The sequence below is a fragment of the Pseudomonas sp. SWRI68 genome (assembly GCF_014269165.1).
Classification (GTDB): Bacteria; Pseudomonadota; Gammaproteobacteria; order Pseudomonadales; family Pseudomonadaceae; genus Aquipseudomonas; species Aquipseudomonas capeferrum.
The window spans coordinates 94458-115909 of record NZ_JABWRU010000004.1; the positions used below are offsets into that span (position 1 = coordinate 94458).

At 63.5% G+C, this 21452-nt stretch carries 13 protein-coding genes; 12 read left to right on the top strand and 1 reads right to left on the bottom strand.

Features of this window, described 5'->3' with window-relative positions:
- The 5 genes from hutU to hutG all read left to right on the top strand — a co-directional run bounded on the left by hutU (window position 1) and on the right by hutG (window position 6859).
- The gene (hutU, locus tag HU770_RS08570) at window positions 1-1674 is read left to right on the top strand and encodes a urocanate hydratase (RefSeq protein ID WP_033701952.1); all 1674 of its coding nucleotides are present in this window, start codon (window positions 1-3) and stop codon (window positions 1672-1674) included.
- A 69-nt stretch (window positions 1675-1743) separates the two neighbouring features.
- The gene (gene hutH, locus HU770_RS08575) at window positions 1744-3276 is read left to right on the top strand and encodes a histidine ammonia-lyase (protein WP_033701951.1); all 1533 of its coding nucleotides are present in this window, start codon (window positions 1744-1746) and stop codon (window positions 3274-3276) included.
- Between the two features lie 144 nt (window positions 3277-3420).
- Window positions 3421-4824 carry an amino acid permease gene (locus tag HU770_RS08580; protein ID WP_186652890.1) on the top strand — a complete coding sequence of 468 codons (1404 nt, stop codon included), beginning with the start codon at window positions 3421-3423 and terminating at the stop codon, window positions 4822-4824.
- Between the two features lie 15 nt (window positions 4825-4839).
- Entirely contained in the window at window positions 4840-6045 is a 1206-nt protein-coding gene (hutI, locus tag HU770_RS08585) for an imidazolonepropionase (protein ID WP_186652888.1), read from the top strand.
- A 10-nt stretch (window positions 6046-6055) separates the two neighbouring features.
- A complete protein-coding gene (hutG, locus tag HU770_RS08590; RefSeq protein ID WP_033701947.1) occupies window positions 6056-6859 on the top strand; it encodes an N-formylglutamate deformylase in 804 nt (267 codons plus the stop codon).
- A gap of 47 nt (window positions 6860-6906) precedes the next feature.
- On the opposite strand, the gene HU770_RS08595 is transcribed toward hutG, so the two are convergent.
- Entirely contained in the window at window positions 6907-12480 is a 5574-nt protein-coding gene (locus HU770_RS08595) for a DUF6543 domain-containing protein (RefSeq protein WP_186663486.1), read from the bottom strand.
- A 147-nt stretch (window positions 12481-12627) separates the two neighbouring features.
- On the opposite strand from HU770_RS08595, the gene pip reads away from it, so the two are divergent.
- The 7 genes from pip (at window position 12628) to HU770_RS08630 (ending at window position 21442) form a co-directional block, all read left to right on the top strand.
- Window positions 12628-13599, top strand: a complete 972-nt coding sequence (pip, locus tag HU770_RS08600) for a prolyl aminopeptidase (RefSeq protein WP_033701946.1) — start codon at window positions 12628-12630, stop codon at window positions 13597-13599.
- On the top strand, window positions 13596-14033 hold the full coding sequence (dtd, locus tag HU770_RS08605) for a D-aminoacyl-tRNA deacylase (protein ID WP_186652886.1): 438 nt from the start codon (window positions 13596-13598) through the stop codon (window positions 14031-14033). The genes pip and dtd overlap by 4 nt, the downstream gene beginning before the upstream one ends.
- A gap of 263 nt (window positions 14034-14296) precedes the next feature.
- Window positions 14297-16021, top strand: coding sequence for a glucan biosynthesis protein G (locus tag HU770_RS08610; RefSeq protein WP_309475604.1), 1725 nt, complete (start codon window positions 14297-14299; stop codon window positions 16019-16021).
- Entirely contained in the window at window positions 16014-18587 is a 2574-nt protein-coding gene (mdoH, locus tag HU770_RS08615) for a glucans biosynthesis glucosyltransferase MdoH (RefSeq protein WP_186663487.1), read from the top strand. Before HU770_RS08610 ends, mdoH begins: the two co-directional genes overlap by 8 nt.
- Before the next feature lie 256 nt (window positions 18588-18843).
- Window positions 18844-19641, top strand: a complete 798-nt coding sequence (locus tag HU770_RS08620; protein WP_186652955.1) for a transporter substrate-binding domain-containing protein — start codon at window positions 18844-18846, stop codon at window positions 19639-19641.
- 111 nt (window positions 19642-19752) lie between these two features.
- Window positions 19753-20715 (top strand): amino acid ABC transporter permease, encoded by a 963-nt coding sequence (locus HU770_RS08625; RefSeq protein WP_186652883.1) that lies wholly within the window; start codon window positions 19753-19755, stop codon window positions 20713-20715.
- Entirely contained in the window at window positions 20708-21442 is a 735-nt protein-coding gene (locus tag HU770_RS08630) for an amino acid ABC transporter ATP-binding protein (protein WP_033702582.1), read from the top strand. Before HU770_RS08625 ends, HU770_RS08630 begins: the two co-directional genes overlap by 8 nt.
- Window positions 21443-21452: the final 10 nt, after the last annotated feature.

Genomic DNA, 21452 nt, shown 5'->3' on the forward strand with positions numbered 1-21452 from the left:
GTGACCGACAACAACAAATACCGTGACGTTGAAATCCGTGCCCCACGTGGCAACAAGCTGACCGCCAAAAGCTGGCTGACTGAAGCGCCGCTGCGCATGCTGATGAACAACCTCGATCCGCAGGTCGCGGAAAACCCCAAGGAGCTGGTGGTCTACGGTGGTATCGGCCGGGCCGCCCGCAACTGGGCCTGCTACGACAAGATCGTCGAGACCCTGACCCGCCTGGAAGACGACGAAACCCTGCTGGTGCAGTCGGGCAAGCCGGTCGGCGTGTTCAAGACCCACAGCAACGCCCCGCGCGTGCTGATCGCCAACTCCAACCTGGTGCCGCACTGGGCCAACTGGGAACACTTCAACGAACTGGATGCCAAGGGCCTGGCCATGTACGGCCAGATGACCGCCGGCAGCTGGATCTACATCGGTAGCCAGGGCATCGTCCAGGGTACCTATGAAACCTTCGTCGAGGCCGGCCGCCAGCACTACGGTGGCAGCCTCAAAGGCAAGTGGGTACTGACCGCGGGCCTGGGCGGCATGGGCGGTGCCCAGCCACTGGCCGCGACCCTGGCCGGTGCCTGCTCGCTGAACATCGAATGCCAGCAGAGCCGCATCGATTTCCGTCTCGAAACCCGCTATGTCGACGAGCAGGCTACCGACCTCGACGACGCCCTGGCGCGCATCGCCAAGTACACCGCCGAAGGCAAGGCCATCTCCATCGCCCTGCACGGCAACGCCGCTGAAGTGCTGCCGGAGCTGGTCAAACGTGGCGTGCGCCCAGACATGGTCACCGACCAGACCAGCGCCCACGACCCGCTTAACGGCTACCTGCCGGCCGGCTGGACCTGGGAGCAGTACCGCGACCGTGCGCAGACCGAACCGGCTGCCGTGGTCAAGGCCGCCAAGCAGTCCATGGCCGTGCACGTGCAAGCCATGCTCGACTTCCAGAAGCAAGGCATCCCGACCTTCGACTACGGCAACAACATTCGCCAGATGGCCAAGGAAGAGGGCGTGGCCAACGCCTTCGACTTCCCTGGCTTCGTGCCGGCCTATATCCGCCCGCTGTTCTGCCGCGGCGTGGGTCCGTTCCGCTGGGCCGCGCTGTCAGGTGAAGCCGACGACATCTACAAGACCGATGCCAAGGTCAAGGAACTGATCCCCGACGACGCCCACCTGCACCGCTGGCTGGACATGGCCCGCGAGCGCATCAGCTTCCAGGGCCTGCCAGCGCGTATCTGCTGGGTCGGCCTGGGCCTTCGCGCCAAACTGGGCCTGGCGTTCAACGAAATGGTACGCAGCGGCGAGCTGTCGGCGCCGATCGTCATCGGCCGCGACCACCTGGACTCCGGTTCGGTATCGAGCCCCAACCGTGAAACCGAAGCCATGCGTGACGGCTCCGACGCTGTCTCCGACTGGCCGCTGCTCAACGCCCTGCTCAACACCGCCAGCGGCGCCACCTGGGTTTCGCTGCACCACGGCGGCGGCGTAGGCATGGGCTTCTCGCAGCACTCGGGCATGGTCATCGTCTGTGACGGCACCGATGAAGCCGCCGAGCGCATCGCCCGCGTGCTGACCAACGACCCGGCCACCGGTGTCATGCGCCACGCCGACGCCGGCTACGACATCGCCGTCGACTGCGCCAAAGAGCAAGGCCTTGACCTGCCAATGATCACGGGCTGATCGCTGCACTTTGAGTGATACTGAACAACAAGAAGGGGCCTGCGGGCCCCGACAGAATGGAGTAGCGAAGTGACCGAACTGACCCTCAAGCCTGGCACCCTGACCCTGGCCCAGCTGCGCGCGATCCATGCCGCACCCGTGCGCCTGCGCCTGGATGCCAGCGCCGACCAGCCGATCAACGACAGCGTTGCCTGCGTCGAACAGATTCTTGCCGAAGACCGTACCGCCTACGGCATCAACACCGGTTTCGGCCTGCTGGCTTCGACCCGCATTGCCAGCCATGACCTGGAAAACCTGCAGCGTTCGCTGGTGCTGTCCCACGCCGCCGGCATCGGCGCGCCGCTGGACGACGACCTGGTGCGGCTGATCATGGTGCTCAAGATCAACAGCCTCAGCCGTGGTTTCTCCGGCATTCGCCGCAAGGTGATCGATGCGCTGATCGCCCTGGTCAACGCCGAAGTCTACCCACACATTCCGCTCAAAGGCTCGGTCGGTGCGTCCGGTGACCTGGCACCGCTGGCGCACATGTCGCTGGTGCTGCTCGGCGAAGGCAAGGCGCGTTATCAGGGCCAGTGGCTGTCGGCCACTGAAGCGCTGGCCGTTGCCGGCCTGGAGCCACTGACCCTGGCGGCCAAAGAGGGCCTGGCCCTGCTCAACGGCACCCAGGCTTCCTCGGCCTACGCCTTGCGCGGGCTGTTCTACGCCGAAGACCTGTACGCCGCCGCCATTGCCTGCGGTGGCCTGACCGTGGAAGCGGCGCTGGGCTCGCGTTCGCCGTTCGATGCACGGGTGCATGCCGTGCGTGGCCAGCGTGGCCAGATCGACACCGCCGCCTGCTTCCGCGACCTGCTGGGCGAGTCCAGCGAAGTGTCGCAGTCGCACAAGAACTGCGACAAGGTCCAGGACCCGTACTCGCTGCGCTGCCAGCCGCAGGTCATGGGCGCCTGCCTGACCCAGTTGCGCCAGGCTGCCGAAGTGTTGGGCGTCGAGGCCAACGCGGTGTCGGACAACCCGCTGGTGTTCGCTGCCGAAGGCGACGTGATCTCAGGCGGCAACTTCCACGCCGAACCGGTGGCCATGGCCGCTGACAACCTGGCCCTGGCCATCGCCGAAATCGGCTCGCTGAGCGAGCGCCGCATCTCGCTGATGATGGACAAGCACATGTCCCAGCTGCCGCCGTTCCTGGTGGAAAACGGTGGGGTCAACTCTGGCTTCATGATTGCCCAGGTGACCGCTGCCGCATTGGCCAGCGAGAACAAGGCCCTGTCGCACCCTCACAGCGTCGACAGCCTGCCCACTTCGGCCAACCAGGAAGACCACGTGTCGATGGCCCCGGCCGCCGGCAAGCGCTTGTGGGAAATGGCCGAGAACACCCGTGGCGTGCTGGCCATCGAATGGCTGGGCGCCTGCCAGGGCCTGGACCTGCGCAAGGGGCTGAAGACCTCGGCCAAGCTGGAGCAGGCACGCCGAGCGCTGCGCAGCGAAGTGCCGCACTACGACCGCGACCGGTTCTTTGCGCCGGATATCGAGAAGGCCGTCGAGCTGCTGGCTAAAGGCAGCCTGAGCGGGCTGCTGCCAGCTGGGGTTCTGCCTAGCCTGTGATGCCTCTGGGGCCGCCTTGCGGCCCATTCGCGGGGCAAGCCCGCCCACACAGATCTGAACCTGTGGGGGCGGGCTTGACCCGTGAAAGGGCTGCAACGCGGCCCCCTCGATCTCACGACCACAAAAACAAAATTAGGACGTGACATGCAACAAGCTCAAGGTCTTAAGCGCGGGCTGTCGGCCCGACACATCCGTTTCATGGCGCTCGGCTCCGCTATCGGTACCGGGCTTTTCTACGGTTCTGCCTCGGCCATCCAGATGGCCGGCCCAGCAGTGCTGCTGGCCTACCTGATCGGCGGCGCCGCCGTGTTCATGGTCATGCGCGCCCTTGGCGAGATGGCCGTGCACAACCCGGTCGCCGGCTCCTTCGGGCACTACGCCACCACCTACCTCGGCCCCATGGCCGGCTTCATCCTCGGTTGGACCTACGCCTTCGAGATGGTCATCGTCGCCATTGCCGACGTGACGGCCTTCGGTATCTACATGGGCTTCTGGTTCCCTGAAGTGGCCCGCTGGGTCTGGGTGCTGGGCATCGTCTTCCTGATCGGCGGCCTGAACCTGTGCAACGTCAAGGTGTTCGGCGAGATGGAATTCTGGCTGTCGCTGCTCAAGGTCGGCGCCATCGTCGCGATGATCCTTGCCGGCCTCGGCATCATGGCCTTCGGCTTCAGCCAGGTCGGCACCGGGCATGCGGTCGGGTTGAGCAACCTGGTCGAGCACGGCGGTTTCATGCCTAATGGTGTCGGTGGCCTGATCGCCTCCTTCGCAGTGGTCATGTTCGCCTTCGGTGGTATCGAAATCATCGGCGTCACTGCCGGTGAGGCCAAGGACCCACAGCGGGTCATTCCCAAGGCCATCAATGCCGTGCCGCTGCGTATCCTGCTGTTCTACGTGCTGACCCTGTTCGTGCTGATGTGCCTGTACCCGTGGCCGCAAATCGGCAGCGAAGGCAGCCCGTTCGTGCAGATCTTCAGCAACCTGGGGATTGGTTCGGCGGCGGCAGTGCTCAACGTCGTGGTGATTTCCGCTGCCATTTCGGCCATCAACAGCGACATTTTCGGCGCGGGCCGCATGATGTACGGCCTGGCCCAGCAAGGCCACGCGCCACGCGGGTTCAGCAAGCTGTCCCGGCACGGTGTGCCTTGGATGACCGTGGTGGTGATGGGCGCGGCGCTGCTGATCGGCGTGGTGCTCAACTACCTGATCCCCGAGAACGTGTTCCTGCTGATTGCCTCGATCGCCACCTTCGCCACCGTGTGGGTGTGGCTGATGATCCTGCTCACCCAGGTGGCCATGCGCCGCAGCATGAGCCGCGAGGAAGCCGCCCAGCTGAAGTTCCCGGTACCGTTCTGGCCCTATGGCCCAGCCATGGCCATCGCGTTCATGGTGTTCATCTTTGGCGTGCTCGGTTACTTCCCGGACACTCAGGCAGCCCTGCTGGTGGGTGTGGTCTGGGTGGTGTTCCTGGTCGCGTCCTACCTGCTGTGGTGCAAGCCGCGGGCAGGGCAGGGCAAAGCGGCCCAGGCGCAGGCCGAGCTGCACCGCTAGTACAGGAGATTGCAAATGAGAACCCTCTGGCAGCACTGCCATGTGGCAACCATGGTCGACGGCCGTTACTCGATCATCGAGGACGCGGCGATCGTTACCTGCGCCGGGCTGATCGAATGGATCGGCCCACGCAGCGCGCTGCGGCCGGTCGAAGCGGAGCGCACGGTGAACCTGGGCAACGCCTGGGTCACCCCCGGGCTGATCGACTGCCACACTCACGCGGTGTTTGGCGGCAACCGCAGCGGCGAGTTCGAGCAGCGCCTGCAGGGCGTGAGCTATGCTGAAATCGCCGCACAAGGCGGCGGCATCGCCAGTACCGTGCGGGCCACCCGTGCGGCCAGCGAGGATGAGCTGTTCGCCAGCGCCCGCCAGCGGGTTCAGGCGTTGATGCGTGATGGCGTGACCACCCTCGAGGTCAAGTCCGGCTATGGCCTGGACCTGGCCAACGAGCGCAAGATGCTGCGCGTGGCACGGCGCCTGGCCGACGAGTTGCCGCTTGCCGTGCGCGCCACCTGCCTGGCCGCCCACGCCCTGCCGCCGGAGTACGCCGGCAGGGCCGACGACTTCATTGCGCACATCTGCGACGAGATGCTGCCTGCCCTGGCCGCAGAAGGGCTGGTGGATGCGGTGGATGCGTTCTGCGAACACCTGGCGTTCTCCCCGGCCCAGGTCGAGCGGGTATTCATCAAGGCGCATGAGCTGGGCCTGCCGGTGAAGCTGCACGCCGAACAGCTGTCGTCGCTGCACGGCTCGAGCCTGGCGGCGCGCTACCAGGCATTGTCGGCCGACCACCTGGAATTCATGACTGAGGAAGACGCCATTGCCATGGCCGCGGCCGGCACGGTCGCCGTGCTGCTGCCGGGCGCCTTCTATTTCCTGCGCGAAACCCAATTGCCGCCGATGGACGCCCTGCGCCGTCACGGTGTGAAGATTGCCCTGGCCAGCGACCTCAACCCGGGCACCTCGCCGGGGTTGTCGCTGCGCCTGATGCTGAACATGGGCTGCACGCTGTTCCGCATGACCCCGGAAGAAGCCCTGGCCGGTGTGACCACCCATGCCGCTACGGCGCTAGGCCTTGGCGACAGCCATGGCACGCTGGAAGCCGGCAAGGTGGCGGACTTTGTCGCCTGGCAGATCGAGCGCCCCGCCGACCTGGCCTACTGGCTGGGTGGCGACCTGCCCAAGCGTGTGGTGCGCAAGGGCCACGAGATATTCAACTGAGCGAGGCGAAATGAACAAGGTACTGAGTTTTCACCAGGGCCGTTTGCCCCTGCTGATCAGCATGCCCCACGCAGGCCTGCAACTGACCCCAGCGGTGCGCGAGGGCCTGGTCGACCAGGCGCGCAGCTTGCCTGACACCGACTGGCACATCCCGCAGCTCTACGATTTTGCCCGTGAACTGGGCGCCAGCGTGGTGGCGGCGGAGTATTCGCGTTTCGTCATCGACCTCAACCGGCCCGACGACGATAAGCCGTTGTACGTCGGGGCAACCACCGGCTTGTATCCGGCCACGCTGTTCGAAGGGCAGCCCTTGTTCAAAGACGGGCAGGTGCCCTCTGCCGAAGAGCGCGCGACCTACCTGGAGCAGATCTGGCGGCCGTATCACGACACGATCAGCCAGGAGCTGGCCCGCCTGCGTGAGCAGTTCGGCTATGCGTTGCTGTGGGACGCCCACTCGATTCGCTCGCTGATCCCGCACCTGTTCGACGGCAAGCTTCCGGATTTCAACCTTGGGACTTTCAACGGCGCCAGCTGCGATCCTGAGCTGGCACAGTTGCTTGCGGGCGTGTGCGCCGAAGCGCCGGCTTACAGCCATGTACTCAACGGGCGTTTCAAGGGCGGCCATATCACCCGCCACTATGGCAACCCTGCCAACCATATCCATGCGGTGCAGTTGGAGCTGGCGCAAAGCACGTACATGGAAGAAAGCGAGCCGTTCGCCTATCGCGAAGACCTGGCGCAACCGACCCAGGCCGTGCTGCGGCGTTTGCTCGAAAGCGTGCTGGCCTGGGGCGTGCAGCGCTACGGGAAATGAGCGCAGGGGGCGGCCTGCACACAGTGGCCGCCCCGGCGAGTGGCTGCCTACTCGGTCGATGAACGGGGCTTGCGATCAGGGTCTGCAAACGATGTGAGTTCGCGAATCAGGCGTAACTCGCGTGTTTGCCTGTTGCGCTCCAATGCCTGGAACTCTTCTGCCAACGAAGAGAGGGGCCTGTCAGGGTATTGGTCCGGTAGTTCGGATACCTGGGTCTGGTATGTGTGCTCGATGTCTGCAAAACGGTCGGCATAGGCTTGGCGCAAGTACTGGACCCAGCGCGGGTTGGCGGCGGCAAAATTCAGGAAATCCTCCGCCAGCTCGCGACGCTGCACTTCCAGCTCGGCATATGCCAACTCATCGATATTGGCATTGATCGCGTAGCGCAAGGTGTCGTTGGGTAGGCCCAGTTCAAGCGGGGCATTCAGTTCACGACGGTAGGTGAGGCGAACCTCCGCTTCATCCCGGTTGGCCGCCTCGCTTTGGGCAACCTCATCCAGGGCCTGCAAGCGATACAGGCGGCGCAGTTCCCGATAAAGGTTACCCTCGGTATCTGCCGCATCGATCTGCAGGCGCTGGTTGGCGATGTACAGTTCGATGTTCTGGAATACCAGCAGCGCGCCGTCGTGGCAGGTCTGGTCGCCATTGTCCTGCACCAGTGCTTCCCTGGCCTGAAGGTTGAACAACGCAAGGTCTTGCGTGTTGACCACTGCACTGCCCAGCACCTTGCGCACACGTTGGCAGAATGACACGCGGGTCTTGCCGTTCTGGTACGGGGCCGCGTTGCGCAGGCGACCGACCAGCGCCAGAAGATGCTCGGCTTCACCTGAACCCTGGAGTGTCTCCCAGCTGTCCCGCAGTGCTTCGTTTTCGAGGTCCGTCGCGAGCAGCCAGTCTTCCACATTGGGTGCATCAGCCATTGGGTCCAGGAAGGGTAAGTGGTGGTGGCCGCCCATCCCGCCCTCTCCCGATGACTCGCTCATGCTGTCGGACAGGTCGATGGCAAAGGTATAGCTGCGCTGGCTGTCTGAAGAGGCACGGGCGCGCATGACGGTTTCGTCCGTCAGCGGGTTACTGAACAACAGAATCGAGCTGATGGGGAAGTCGTTATCCAGGTTGGCCAGGATGTGCTCTGGCAGTTCGGTGAGCTGGTTATCACTCAGGTCCAGCATCTCCAGGGGCAGCAGGCCGTCTACCCAGGCCGGCCACTGGTCCAGGGCCATGCTGTTCAGGTCGAGGCGGCGAATCGTTTGCAACGCCTGCGGCGCGTGTGTGATCGTCCCCATGCGGTTGCCCGTGAGGTCCAGTGAATTGAGGTTGGGCAGACCGCCCAGGGTGTCGAGCACCTGCTGGTCGATCAGCAGGCCTGACTGGCGCAGGGCAATGTCGGTCAAACCAGGCAAGCGCAGAAGGGCAGAAGGCAACGTTTGCTCGGCGTGCTGGTATTCGTCGATCGTCAGGCGCGTCACCCGCGCCAACCGGCTCAGCAATGCATCGAACTGTGCGGTTGAGCCGCTGACGCGATCAAGCGCCAGGTTATGTACCTGCGCGGTGAAAAAGGCAGGCAAGCGTCTCGGGAAATGCTCCAGGTCAACATCGTTCAGGCGCAATGCCGCGCGCGTCAGCCCTATCTCCTGGTTATGCCAGAACTCGTTCAGTGCTGCTGCGATGCGGGTCCTGGCCGCCATGACCGCCTGGCTGACAGGGGCGGCCGAACTGGAGGCGTTTACATAGTTGTCGATGGCGTCGCGTAGCTGTTGGCGTTGTGCCAATTGGGCGGCCAGGCGCGCTCTGACGTCTTCAGGCTGGTCCATTTCGAAGCGAGAGGCGCGGCCATCTTCGCTCAGCATCACGCGCCTCACCTCATCCTCGAAGAGCGGATTGCCCTGCATCGAGACCAGCGCGTGCTCGGCAATATTGATGTGGTTATCCCGCAGAAAGTGCGGGAGGATCCTGATGTGGTTGTTGCGCAGGCCAATGTGATGCACCTGGGTCAGGGTATTGAACCCCACCCCCTCTGGCCAATGATCCAGTGCCATGTTGTCCAGGCCCAGGTAGTCCAGTGTCAGCTCGTTGAAGCGCGGGGGGTAATGCTCGGAAAACCGGTTGCCGCTCAGGTCCAGGCGTCGCAGCTGAGTGAGCCCTGCCAGGCTGTCGATGTCAGTCGAGGACAGCGAGATATTTTGGTTGGTCAGGCTGAGCGATTCGAGCGCCGGTAGCCGCTGGGCGATCATCGGCAGGCTGAACTGCAGGGCGGAAGGCGTCCCTTCAGGCCGGTAGTTCCGGCTGATCTCCAGCGACCTCAGGTTTGCGAACTGTCGCGTCAGGCTGTCCAGTTGCGGGCCGTGCTGGTTCCAGCCTTCATAGTGTTCGGGTGACGTTTCTATCAGTTGCAGGTCCGTGACGCTGGCGCTGAAAAATTCAGGCAGTTCGAGCGGAAACTGCGCCAAGGACAGGCGTTCAAGGCGAAGCGGCCCGACGGCATCGCTGGCCGTCAGGAATGCGCGGTCATACCAGTGCTGGGTAATGGCGTTCATCAACCGCTCGAAGTCATCCGGGGGCTGATGGGGCATCCGTGCGGCCAGCTGGCGCCAGTCAGCCAGGCGGCTTTGCAGCTGGTTGCGTTGCTCCAGCAGCACGCTGAGCATGTCATCGATCTGGGCGCGGGTCAGGTTTCTGTTTTCCAGCGCTGCCAGGGTCTGTTCGGCGGGGCGAGGAATGGGGGCGTATTGGCCAATCTGGCGTATTGAATTGAGCAATGTTTGCCTCGAGATGCTGGCAACGCGCGGGCGATTGCCACCCAGCGGGTAACCCAAGCGACCATCTGCCAGGCGCATTGGCGAGCGAAAGCCCGGGCGCACGCTCTGCATGCCGAGGACCTTGCGCAATGCCGCGCGGGGCAACAGAGGCGCCTGTTGAACCCTGCGTCTGAGCGCCTGCTCATCCTCAACACCCAGCGCCTCACGTTGCTCGGCAGTCAACACTTCGAACAGCGCTCCGGGTAATGAGCTGTGCACCGAAAGCAGATCGTCGGGCCGGGTACTGTCCATGACCACGTAACCCGCACGTGCGCTGATGATCAACGTGGTCGCGGGTACTTCGCTGGCGCCGATGCTGGCGACCTGGGCGGGCGAGTGCTGACGCTGCTCAACGGTGATGGGGGTCTCGGTTGACCAGCCGGGGAGCTGCTCCAGGGTGTGCAAGACGAGTACATCGCTGTCCCAGTTACGCACGCTCTCCAGGTAGAGCCCTTCGTAGGCGCGGTTCAGCCTGACCTGCTGCGCAAGGCAACGAACCTCTTCGGCGAGCCGGGTGGGGACTTTGCGGTGGGCCAGCTCAGCCCGTTCGGAGGGGCTGGCATGGCGCAACAACTCTTCGGTGAGGGGCGCTGGAAGCTGTGGGTAGCGAGATTGGATTACTTCGGCGCCGGGCACCCGGGGCGTGGGCAGCGCTCGATAGTGCCTCTCGAATTCGCTGTGGAGCACGTTCGGCTCAGCCAATTCAGGGCGTTGCTCAAGTGCCTGATAGAGCTTGAAGCGCGACAGGGTGTCTTCCAACTGCGCGGGTAAGCGCTGACTGTCGCACAGCGCCCTGCGCAGCACATCCTCCTGCGTGCCACTTACGCGCAGGATACGCAGTGCAGTCTCATCGTCGAAATGCGCGCCAAGGTGGCCAGCGCGCCTGAACAAGGGCAGTTCTGGCCATTGCTCGGGCCGGTCTGCGGGGAGCAGCCAGGCGCCAGCACCGTTGTGGCGCAGCGGTGGTTCATAGCTGAGTGCCTTGCTGGGGTGCACAAGGCGGTATTCAGTGCTGCCAGGCGCCTGCGTGACTGAGTAGGTGTTGCTTTCGATTGCCAACCAGGCCTTGCCATCATGGTGATACAGGCCGAACTCATCCGCCTGCAGGCCAGCCGGCAGCACGGTGTCATGGGCGAACGGCCGGGCGTCCGGTAACCACAGACGGCTACCGCCATCGGGCATGACCACAGGCTCGAGCTCCTCGATGAACGAGGGCATGTCCACGGGTATCTTCTCGACGGCCGGGGTGCCATCGGCCGCGCCTGTTGCCACGGCCACTGCGGTGAGTGCGACGTTCTCGACGATGTCCATCAGGTAGTCGAGCGCTTGCTCACGATCGCCGTCGGCCCAGTTCTCGATGCCCTCGAAAACCTCGTAGCTGAGTTGAATCAGTGACAGACCAAGCATCAACTGGCCCAGGCCAGGCACGACGAAGGCACCGAGGTTCAAAGCGCCCAATGCCAGTTGGGCAAAGTAGGCCCTGCGCTTTTCGGTGGTTTTTTGATCTTCCTGGGCCGTTGAAACGGCATGGTACGAGGCATCGTCCATGCGCCGTTGGCGTTTCTGGCTGACCAGTTCGTCGAGCAGCGAGCGGTTGAAGGGCTGCAGCGTCACCGCTACCCATGCTTCGGGGTCACGTACGCGGTTGGTCTGCTCACCCTGGTGCGTCGGGGATGGCTGCACACGGCTCCAATCAACCGGTTGCAGGCAGTCGCGTAGTTTTTCCATGAAGGTGGCGCTGTCGCGGGCAGGTACGCCCTGCTGCAGATGGCGGATCTGCATTGCCCACAGTTGCTCGCGCAAGTGCACTTGAACTTCAAGAACAGTGCTGTGCACTTTCAGCGGCACTGGCGCGCCCGGCAGATAAGTTACCAGGACGTTCTTGTACGGAAGGCGAGTGATGTCGTAGCTCAGAAACAACTCGGGAAAAGGCACCACGCCGATCACCAGCGCGCCGGTCACCGACACGTCGAACAGCTTGAGGAACGCCCACCGCATGGGGCTTTCCAGGTAGTGCACCTCGTCGCCCCGGATGAGCTTCAACAAGGCCTCATACAGGGGCAGGTCGAGCATGTTGCTCAGGTAGGCCCTGTGCAGTTCGAGGCGAAAGGCGCATTGCTCAGCCTTGCCAAGCGTCTCGTTTACCGCTGCGCCATCACCCCCGGAGTCCGGCTGGTAGACGGCAGCGAGCAACGCCTGATACTGGCCGCCGATGTCCAGCTCGCGGACTAAGGAGGCAAAAGCCTGCGGGGCTATCTGAACCGGCTTGCCGGTGGGCAGATGCGCCAGGAACTGATGGCTGTCGAGCACCACGGACTTCAACGTCTGGCCATCGAGACCGCCAGGCTCGGCTTCGGCCGCTTCAAAATTTTGCAGGGCGCAATGCAGCAGGCTCTGGGTGGCCAGCTTGAACGCCCGCTGGGCAGCGGTGAACGGGTCTGCACCCATGCTTGCCTGATAGGCTTCGGCCTTGCCGGCGTTGAACAGGTAGGTCCGGGTGACATCCAGCGCCAGGCCGAAGCGCGCGTCGATGGCCGAGGTCAGCTGTTCCCTGGCGAATGTCTCCAGGTCGGGAAGGGCTTTGAACAGTGCGTTTGCGTCGCTGCTGGCGTGCCTATAGGCCTCATATTCCCTGGCCAGCTTGCGGGCATCAGCCGGTTGCTCCTGGCAAGCCTTGGCAAACCAGGGGGCAGGGGTGTTCAGTGCTGTGCGCATGTGCTGATGGGTGGCAGGCGTGGTACTGACCATCCAGGCTGGGATTTTACCCTCGATCAGGGCCTGAGGATGGGAAGTGTCATCGCTGGCGTCGGGAAGGTGAGTCATTGGCTAGCCTCGCTTGGTAAAGCAGCGAGGCTAGCCAGCGTGGCCTGTGGCATGTGCATAACATGATCTGAGCACAGACACATGCTCTAAGCGCAATTCAGGTTTATGATGCCAAACGGCAGACTTAATCCTCACACGGAGTGCGCAATGCAGACCCTCTACCCGCAGATCAAACCCTACGCCCGGCACGATCTGGCCGTGGAAGCGCCGCATGTGCTGTATGTCGATGAAAGCGGCTCGCCTGAAGGTCTGCCGGTGGTGTTCATCCACGGTGGCCCGGGTGCCGGTTGCGATGCCCAGAGCCGCTGCTACTTCGACCCCAACCTGTACCGTATCATCACCTTCGACCAGCGTGGCTGTGGCCGCTCCACGCCGCACGCGAGCCTGGAGAACAACACCACCTGGCACCTGGTCGAGGACCTGGAGCGTATCCGCAAGCACCTGGGCATCGACAAGTGGGTGCTTTTTGGTGGTTCGTGGGGGTCGACCCTGGCCCTGGCCTACGCCCAGACCCACCCTGAGCGCGTGCATGGCCTGATCCTGCGCGGCATCTTCCTGTGCCGCCCGCAGGAGATCGAGTGGTTCTACCAGGAAGGCGCCAGCCGCCTGTTCCCCGACTACTGGCAGGACTACATTGCACCGATCCCGCCTGAGGAGCGCGGTGACCTGGTCAAGGCCTTCCACAAGCGCCTGACCGGCAACGACCAGATCGCCCAGATGCACGCCGCCAAGGCCTGGTCCACCTGGGAGGGCCGCACCGCTACGCTGCGCCCCAACCCGCTGGTGGTCGACCGCTTCTCCGAGCCGCAGCGCGCGCTGTCGATTGCCCGCATCGAATGCCACTATTTCATGAACAATGCCTTCCTCAAGCCGGACCAGCTGATCCGCGACATGCCGAAGATCGCCCACCTGCCGGCGGTGATCGTGCATGGCCGCTACGATGTGATCTGCCCGCTGGACAACGCCTGGGCGCTGCACCAGGCCTGGCCCAACAGCGAGCTGAAGGTCATTCGCGATGCTGGCCACGCGGCCTCTGAGCCGGGCATCACCGATGCCCTGGTGCGCGCTGCCGAGCAGATGGCCCGTCGCCTGCTCGACCTGCCCCTGGAAGAAGCGTGAGGGCGCTGCTACAGCGTGTGCGTGGCGCACGGGTAGAGGTTGCCGGGGAGGTCGTCGGTGCCATCGACCATGGCCTGTTGGTGCTGGTGGCGGTCGAGCCTGAAGATTCCCGCGAATCGGCCGATAAGCTGCTGCACAAGCTGCTTAACTATCGGGTGTTCAGCGATGAGCAGGGCAAGATGAACCTGTCGCTCAAGGATGTCGGCGGCGGTTTGTTGCTGGTGTCCCAGTTCACGCTGGCGGCAGATACCCGCAACGGCATGCGGCCGAGCTTCTCGACGGCGGCGCCACCGGCCCTCGGTGCCGAGCTGTTCGACTATCTTTTAGAGCAGGCGAAGGGCAAGCACGCCGATGTGGCGAGTGGGCAATTTGGCGCAGACATGCAGGTGCAACTGGTCAATGATGGCCCCGTAACATTTATGTTACAAATGTGAGGCTAAAAAACCCCTTGTTTGTCGGAAAACAAGGGGTTTTGTACGATAAATAGTTAGTCCAGCCTGATGCGTTGTCACGCGACCTGCTGGATAATCGCGCGCTGCATGGACCTGCGTTCGCAGGTTCGTTTCACTCTGACTCGAGTATTGTCTGGATCCGTTTGGGGAATCATTGCGCCCTTACGGGGTCCGAACAGTGCTCGCCAACCCGGCATTTGTAGCTGGCCGTTGGTTTCATGATCTGTTTTCGGCGAGGGTTGCTCGTGATTGTTAGTCCCCATAAAGCATCAAGAATCCCCGGCATTCGGCTACGCAAGGCCCTGATGGCCAGCGTGGCACTGGTCGGCCTGATGAGCGCGGGCCAGCTGTGGGCATTCAATCTTGACGATGTTGCAGCCAAGGCAAAGGATCTGGCCGGCCAGAAGTACGAAGCACCGAAGAGCAATCTGCCGGCAGTCTTCCGCGACATGAAGTTCGCCGACTACCAGAAGATTCACTTCCTGCAGGAAAAGGCCGAGTGGGCCAAGGACAAGACCCCCTTCAAGCTGTCCTTCTATCACCAGGGCATGCATTTCGACACCCCGGTGAAAATCAACGAAGTCACCGCCTCCAAGGTCGAGGAAATCAAGTACGACCCGAGCCGTTTCGAGTTCGGTGACGTGCCGCACGACCCGGAAACCACCAAGAACCTGGGCTATGCCGGTTTCCGCGTGCTTTACCCGATCAACAAGGCCGACAAGCAGGACGAGATCATGACCCTGCTTGGCGCCAGCTACTTCCGCGTGGTCGGCAAGGGCCATGTATATGGCCTGTCGGCCCGTGGCCTGGCCATCGACACCGCGCTGCCGTCGGGTGAAGAGTTCCCGCGGTTCACCGAGTTCTGGGTCGAGAAGCCAAAGCCTGCCGACAAGCACCTGGTGATCTATGCCCTGCTGGACTCGCCGCGCTCCACCGGTGCCTACAAACTGACCCTGCGTCCGGGCAGCGACACCGTGGTCGACGTCAAATCGCGGGTCTACCTGCGTGACCACGTCAGCCGCCTGGGCATCGCACCGCTCACCAGCATGTACCTGTTCGGCCCTAACCAGCCGTCCAAGGTCATGAACTACCGCCCGGCCCTGCACGATTCCGAAGGCCTGTCGATCCATGCCGGTAACGGCGAGTGGCTGTGGCGCCCGCTGAACAACCCGAAACACCTGGCTGTCAGCAACTTCAGCGTCGAGAACCCGCGTGGCTTCGGCCTGATGCAGCGTCATCGCGACTTCAAGGACTATGAAGACCTCGACGACAACTACCAGAAGCGTCCAAGCGCCTGGATCGAGCCCAAGGGCGACTGGGGCAAGGGTACCGTCGACCTGGTTGAAATCCCGACCGCCGACGAGACCAACGACAACATCGTGGCGTTCTGGAGCCCCGAGGCCCTGCCTGAGCCTGGCAAGCCGTTCGAGTACGACTACCGCCTGCACTGGACCATCAACGAGGCCCAGTTCCAGGCCCAGGACGTGGCCTCGGTCACCCAGACCCTGCGCTCCACCGGTGACGTCAAACAGTCCAACCTGATTCGTCAGCCTGACGGCAGCGTGGCGTTCATCGTCGACTTCGCTGGAGCCAACCTGGCCGCCCTGCCGGAAGACACCGCAGTACGCAGCCAGATCAGCGTCGGCGACAATGCCGAGGTGGTCGAGAACAACCTGCGCTATAACCCAGAGAGCAAGGGCTGGCGCCTGACCCTGCGGCTGAAGGTCAAGGAAGCCAACAAATCGACGGAAATGCGCGCTGCGCTGGTTCGCGACGTGCCTGTCGAACCCGCCAAGCCTGCTACCAAGGACGCCAAGCAGGACAAGGCCGCTGCCCAGCACGCCAAGGCCGAGAAAAACGCCAAGGCCGAACAACCTGCCGCCGACGCGGCGTCCACCAACGGGACCCCGGCCACCACCGAACAAGTGCTGACCGAGACCTGGAGCTATCAGTTGCCTGCCGATGAGTAACTCAAGCGCAAGGCCGGAATCGCTTGGCGAATACCTGGCCCACCTCCCACTGAGCGATGAGCAGCGTGCGGAACTCGCCAGCTGCTCCTCGTTCGGTGAGCTGCACCAACGCCTGGCGGCCAACCCGGCCGCCAACGCCGCCGAGGCCGTGCAGGCTTCGGTGGGCCCGCGGCTGACCGTGGGCAGCGCCGCCGAGCTTGAAGAAGCCGAAATGCTCGGCGTCGACGGCAGCGGCCGGCTGTGCCTGAAAATCGCACCGCCGATCAAGCGCACCCGTGTGGTGCCCGAGCCATGGCGCACCAACGTGCTGATCCGCATGTGGCGGCGCATGACCGGGCGCACCAACGCGCCGCAGCCAGAGCAGCGCGAGCTGCCCAAGGCCCGTTGGCGCACGGTTGGTTCGATCCGCCGCTATATCCTGCTGACCCTGATGATCGGCCAGACCATCGTCGCCGGCTGGTACATGAAGGGCATCCTGCCGTATCAGGGCTGGTCGTTCGTCGACCTCGACGAGATCGTCAACCAGTCGCTGTGGGAAACCGTCGTGCAGGTGTGGCCGTATGCCCTGCAGACCTCCATCCTGATTCTCTTCGGCATCCTGTTCTGTTGGGTGTCGGCGGGCTTCTGGACGGCGCTGATGGGTTTCCTTGAGCTGCTCACCGGGCGCGACAAGTACCGCATTTCCGGCAGCAGTGCCGGCAGTGAGCCGATCGCGCCCGAGGCCCGTACCGCGCTGGTCATGCCCATCTGCAACGAAGATGTGCCGCGGGTGTTCGCAGGCCTGAGGGCAACGTTCGAATCGGTAGCCGCCAGCGGCAACCTCGACCGTTTCGACTTCTTCGTGCTCAGCGACACCAACGACACCGACATTGCCGTCGCCGAGCAACAGGCCTGGCTGGACGTGTGCCGCGAAACCAAGGGCTTCGGCCGCATCTTCTACCGCCGCCGTCGGCGTCGGGTGAAGCGCAAGAGCGGCAACCTCGACGACTTCTGCCGTCGCTGGGGCGGCGAGTACAAGTACATGGTCGTGCTCGACGCTGACAGCGTCATGAGCGGCGAGTGCCTGAGCAGCCTGGTGCGCCTGATGGAGGCCAACCCGGACGCCGGCATCATCCAGACCGCGCCCAAGGCGTCGGGCATGGACACCCTGTATGCGCGCATGCAGCAGTTCGCCACCCGTGTGTACGGCCCGCTGTTCACCGCCGGCCTGCACTTCTGGCAGCTGGGCGAGTCGCACTACTGGGGCCACAACGCGATCATCCGCATGAAGCCGTTCATCGAGCACTGCGCCCTGGCGCCGTTGCCGGGCAAGGGCGCCTTCGCCGGTGCCATCCTCTCCCACGACTTCGTCGAAGCCGCGCTGATGCGCCGTGCCGGCTGGGGCGTGTGGATCGCCTATGACCTGCCGGGTAGTTACGAAGAGTTGCCGCCGAACCTGCTCGACGAGCTCAAGCGTGACCGCCGCTGGTGCCACGGCAACCTGATGAACTTCCGCCTGTTCCTGGTCAAGGGCATGCACCCGGTGCACCGTGCGGTGTTCCTCACCGGCGTGATGTCGTACCTGTCGGCGCCGTTGTGGTTCTTCTTCCTGGTGCTGTCGACCGCGCTGCTGGCGACCAACACGCTGATGGAGCCGCAATACTTCATCGAACCGTACCAGCTTTACCCGCTGTGGCCTCAGTGGCACCCGGAAAAAGCCGTTGCGCTGTTCTCCACCACCATCGTGCTGCTGTTCCTGCCCAAGCTGCTGAGCATCATCCTGATCTGGGCCAAGGGCGCCACCGAGTTTGGCGGGCGTGTCAAAGTCACCCTGTCGATGCTGATGGAGATGCTGTTCTCCATGCTGCTGGCGCCGGTCCGGATGATCTTCCACACCCGCTTCGTGCTGGCCGCGTTCCTCGGCTGGGCCGCGACCTGGAACTCGCCGCAGCGTGACGACGACTCCACGCCGTGGAGCGAGGCCGTTCGCCGCCATGGCCCGCAGACCCTGCTGGGCTTTGCCTGGGCAGCGCTGGTGGCCTGGCTGAACCCGAGCTTCCTGTGGTGGTTGGCGCCGATCGTGGGTTCGCTGGTGCTGTCGATCCCGGTGTCGGTGATCTCCAGCCGTACCCGCCTGGGCCTGGCGGCCAAGGACGAGAAGCTGTTCCTGATCCCTGAGGAATACGCAACGCCGCAGGAGCTGCTGGCAACTGACCAGTACACCCACGAGAACCGTTGGCATGCCCTGCACGACGGTTTTGTGCGGGCAGTGGTCGACCCGCGGCAGAATGCCCTGGCCTGCGCCATGGCGACGGCTCGCCACGGCCAGGCTGCTGCGATCGAAGCGCTGCGTGCCGAGCGTGTGGCCAAGGCGCTGGACGTTGGGCCGCAAGGGCTGGACCTGAATACCCGCCTGGCCTTGCTGAGCGACCCGGTCGCCTTGGCGCGCCTGCATGATCGGGTCTGGGCCGAGCACAACGCTGCCTGGATCGATGTGTGGCGTGCTTCGATCAACAACGACCCGCATTCGCCGTTGTTGCCGTTGCATCCTGAGAATGAAGGCCAGCCGGCACTCGTCGGCGCCTGATCCATAGCATTCGCGGGGCAAGCCCGCTCCCACTGCGACTTCACAGTGCTTCAATGCTGTGCTGTCCCTGTGGGAGCGGGCTTGCCCCGCGAAGCTTCAGACCGGCCATGCAATCGATTTTGGCCAACAAAGTCCCCCCCGGCTCTAGGTCCCTGAGCCGCCATGCGTTAGCATCCGTCTCCGATAGACGCTTCGGCCAGTACGGCCGTGCCAACAATAAGATTTGCTTCTTTTTTTGCTAGGGGACTTGGTGATGATCAAGAAATACCTTTCGCGACTGCTGGTCGGTGTTACCGCCCTGGTCGCCGTCTCGGCAGCCCAGGCTGGCGCCATCGAAGACGCGGTCAAGCGCGGCACCCTGAAAGTGGGCATGGACCCAACCTACATGCCGTTCCAGATGACCAACAAGCGTGGCGAGATCATCGGCTTCGAGGTCGATATCCTCAAGGCCATGGCCAAGTCCATGGGCGTCAAGCTGGAGACCGTCTCCACCGCCTATGACGGCATCATCCCGGCCCTGCTGACCAACAAGTTCGACATGATCGGCAGCGGCATGACCCTGACCCAGGAACGCAACCTGCGCCTGAACTTCAGCGAACCCTTCATCGTGGTCGGCCAGACCCTGCTGATCCGCAAGGAACTGGCGGGCGAGATCAAGACCTACAAAGACCTGAACAACGAGAAGTACCGCATCACCTCCAAGCTCGGTACCACCGGCGAGATGGTTTCCAAGAAGTTGATCGCCAAAGCCAAGTACCACGGCTACGACAACGAGCAGGAAGCGGTGATGGATGTGGTCAACGGCAAGGCCGACGCCTTCGTCTACGATGCACCCTACAACGTGGTGGCGGTGGAGAAGGCCGGCGCTGGCAAGCTGCTGTTCCTCGAAGAACCCTTCACCTACGAGCCGCTGGCATTCGGCCTGAAGAAAGGCGACTACGACAGCATCAACTTCATCAACAACTTCCTGCACCAGATCAAGCATGACGGGACCTACGATCGTATCCACGACAAGTGGTTCAAGAACAAGGACTGGCTGAAGGAAATGGAATAAGAAGTAGCCGCAAGCCGCAAGCTGCAAGCTGCAAGAGGAGGTGGGCCAATACGCGGTCTGGTTTTCCTTGCAGCGTGTAGCTTGCGGCTTTCCGCTTTCTGGAGTAACCCCGTGATCAAACACAAGAAAGCCCAGTGGCCCTGGCACGCGCTGACTGCGCTGGTGCTGGTTGGCCTGGCGGTCAGTCTGTATCTGGCCACCTCGATGATGTCCTATGAGTGGCGCTGGAACCGCGTCCCTCAGTATTTTGCCTACCAGGCCGAAGACGCCCAGCGCGCCGCCAGCAATGGCACCGTGCAGGACATCGTCATCTCCGGTGACACCGCCCGCGTCTCGCTCAAGGGCGAAGACGGCGCTGAGCAGGTGCTCGATGTGGACAGCAACAGCCTGCAACTGAGCCGTGGCGATGACGTCGCCGAAGGCGACCAGGTCGGTGTGACCCGCCACTGGGCGGCTGGCCCGTTGGCGTGGGGCCTGTGGACCACGCTGTGGTTGTCGGTGGTGTCGGGCGCCCTGGGCCTGGTGATCGGCCTGTTCGCGGGCCTGTGCCGGTTATCGAACAACCCGACCCTGCGTGACTTGTCGACGGTGTACGTCGAACTGGTGCGGGGCACACCGCTGCTGGTACAGATCTTCATCTTCTACTTCTTCATTGGCACCGTGCTCAACCTGTCCCGCGAATTCGCCGGGGTTGCGGCGCTGGCGCTGTTCACCGGGGCCTATGTGGCCGAGATCGTCCGCGCCGGTGTGCAGTCGATCGCCCGCGGCCAGAACGAGGCGGCCCGCTCGCTGGGCTTGAACGCCAGCCAGTCGATGCGCCATGTGATCCTGCCTCAGGCCTTCAAACGCGTGCTGCCGCCGTTGGCCGGCCAGTTCATCAGCCTGGTCAAGGACACCTCGCTGGTCTCGGTGATCGCCATTACCGAACTGACCAAGAGCGGCCGCGAGGCCATCACCACCTCGTTCTCGACCTTCGAGATCTGGTTCTGCGTGGCAGGCCTGTACCTGCTGATCAACCTGCCGCTGTCGCACCTGGCCAGCCGGCTCGAGCGGAGGCTTGCGCAAAGTGATTGAAGTCCGTGACCTGGTAAAAGTCTTCGACACCCGCGGCCAAGTGGTTCGCGCGGTAGACAATGTCACCACGCGTGTGGCCAAGGCCGAAGTGGTGGTGGTGCTTGGCCCGTCGGGTTCGGGCAAGTCGACCTTCCTGCGCTGCCTCAACGGCCTGGAGCATTTCGACGAAGGCCATGTGGCCATCGACGGCCTGCAACTGGCCGACCCGAAGACCGACATCAACGCCTACCGCCGCGAAGTCGGCATGGTGTTCCAGCATTTCAACCTGTTCCCGCACATGACCGTGCTGGAGAACCTGTGCCTGGCGCAGAAGGTGGTGCGCAAGCGCGGCAAGGCCGAGCGTGAGGCCAAGGCCCGGGCGCTGCTGGAGAAGGTCGGTATCGCGCAGAAGGCCAACGAGTACCCGTCGCGGTTGTCCGGCGGCCAGCAGCAGCGCGTGGCGATTGCCCGTGCCTTGGCCATGGAGCCGAAGGTGATGCTGTTCGATGAGCCGACCTCGGCGCTCGACCCGGAAATGGTCGGCGAAGTGCTGGATGTGATGAAGACCCTGGCTCAGGAAGGCATGACCATGGTCTGCGTTACCCACGAGATGGGCTTTGCCCGGGAAGTGGCTGACCGGGTGCTGTTCTTCGACCATGGCAAGTTGCTGGAAGATGCCTCGCCGGCGCAGTTCTTCGATACGCCGAAGGACCCGCGGGCGCAGGCGTTCTTGCGCCAGGTGCTGTAACCGCTTGGGG

Excerpts from the sequence above, each read along its gene's own strand:
- mdoH (WP_186663487.1), top strand. The coding sequence starts at position 16,014 with ATGAGTAACTCAAGCGCAAGGCCGGAATCGCTTGGCGAATACCTGGCC.
- hutG (WP_033701947.1), top strand. The coding sequence starts at position 6,056 with ATGAACAAGGTACTGAGTTTTCACCAGGGCCGTTTGCCCCTGCTGATC.
- hutI (WP_186652888.1), top strand. The coding sequence starts at position 4,840 with ATGAGAACCCTCTGGCAGCACTGCCATGTGGCAACCATGGTCGACGGC.
- HU770_RS08580 (WP_186652890.1), top strand. The coding sequence starts at position 3,421 with ATGCAACAAGCTCAAGGTCTTAAGCGCGGGCTGTCGGCCCGACACATC.
- pip (WP_033701946.1), top strand. The coding sequence starts at position 12,628 with ATGCAGACCCTCTACCCGCAGATCAAACCCTACGCCCGGCACGATCTG.
- HU770_RS08595 (WP_186663486.1), bottom strand. The coding sequence starts at position 12,480 with ATGACTCACCTTCCCGACGCCAGCGATGACACTTCCCATCCTCAGGCC.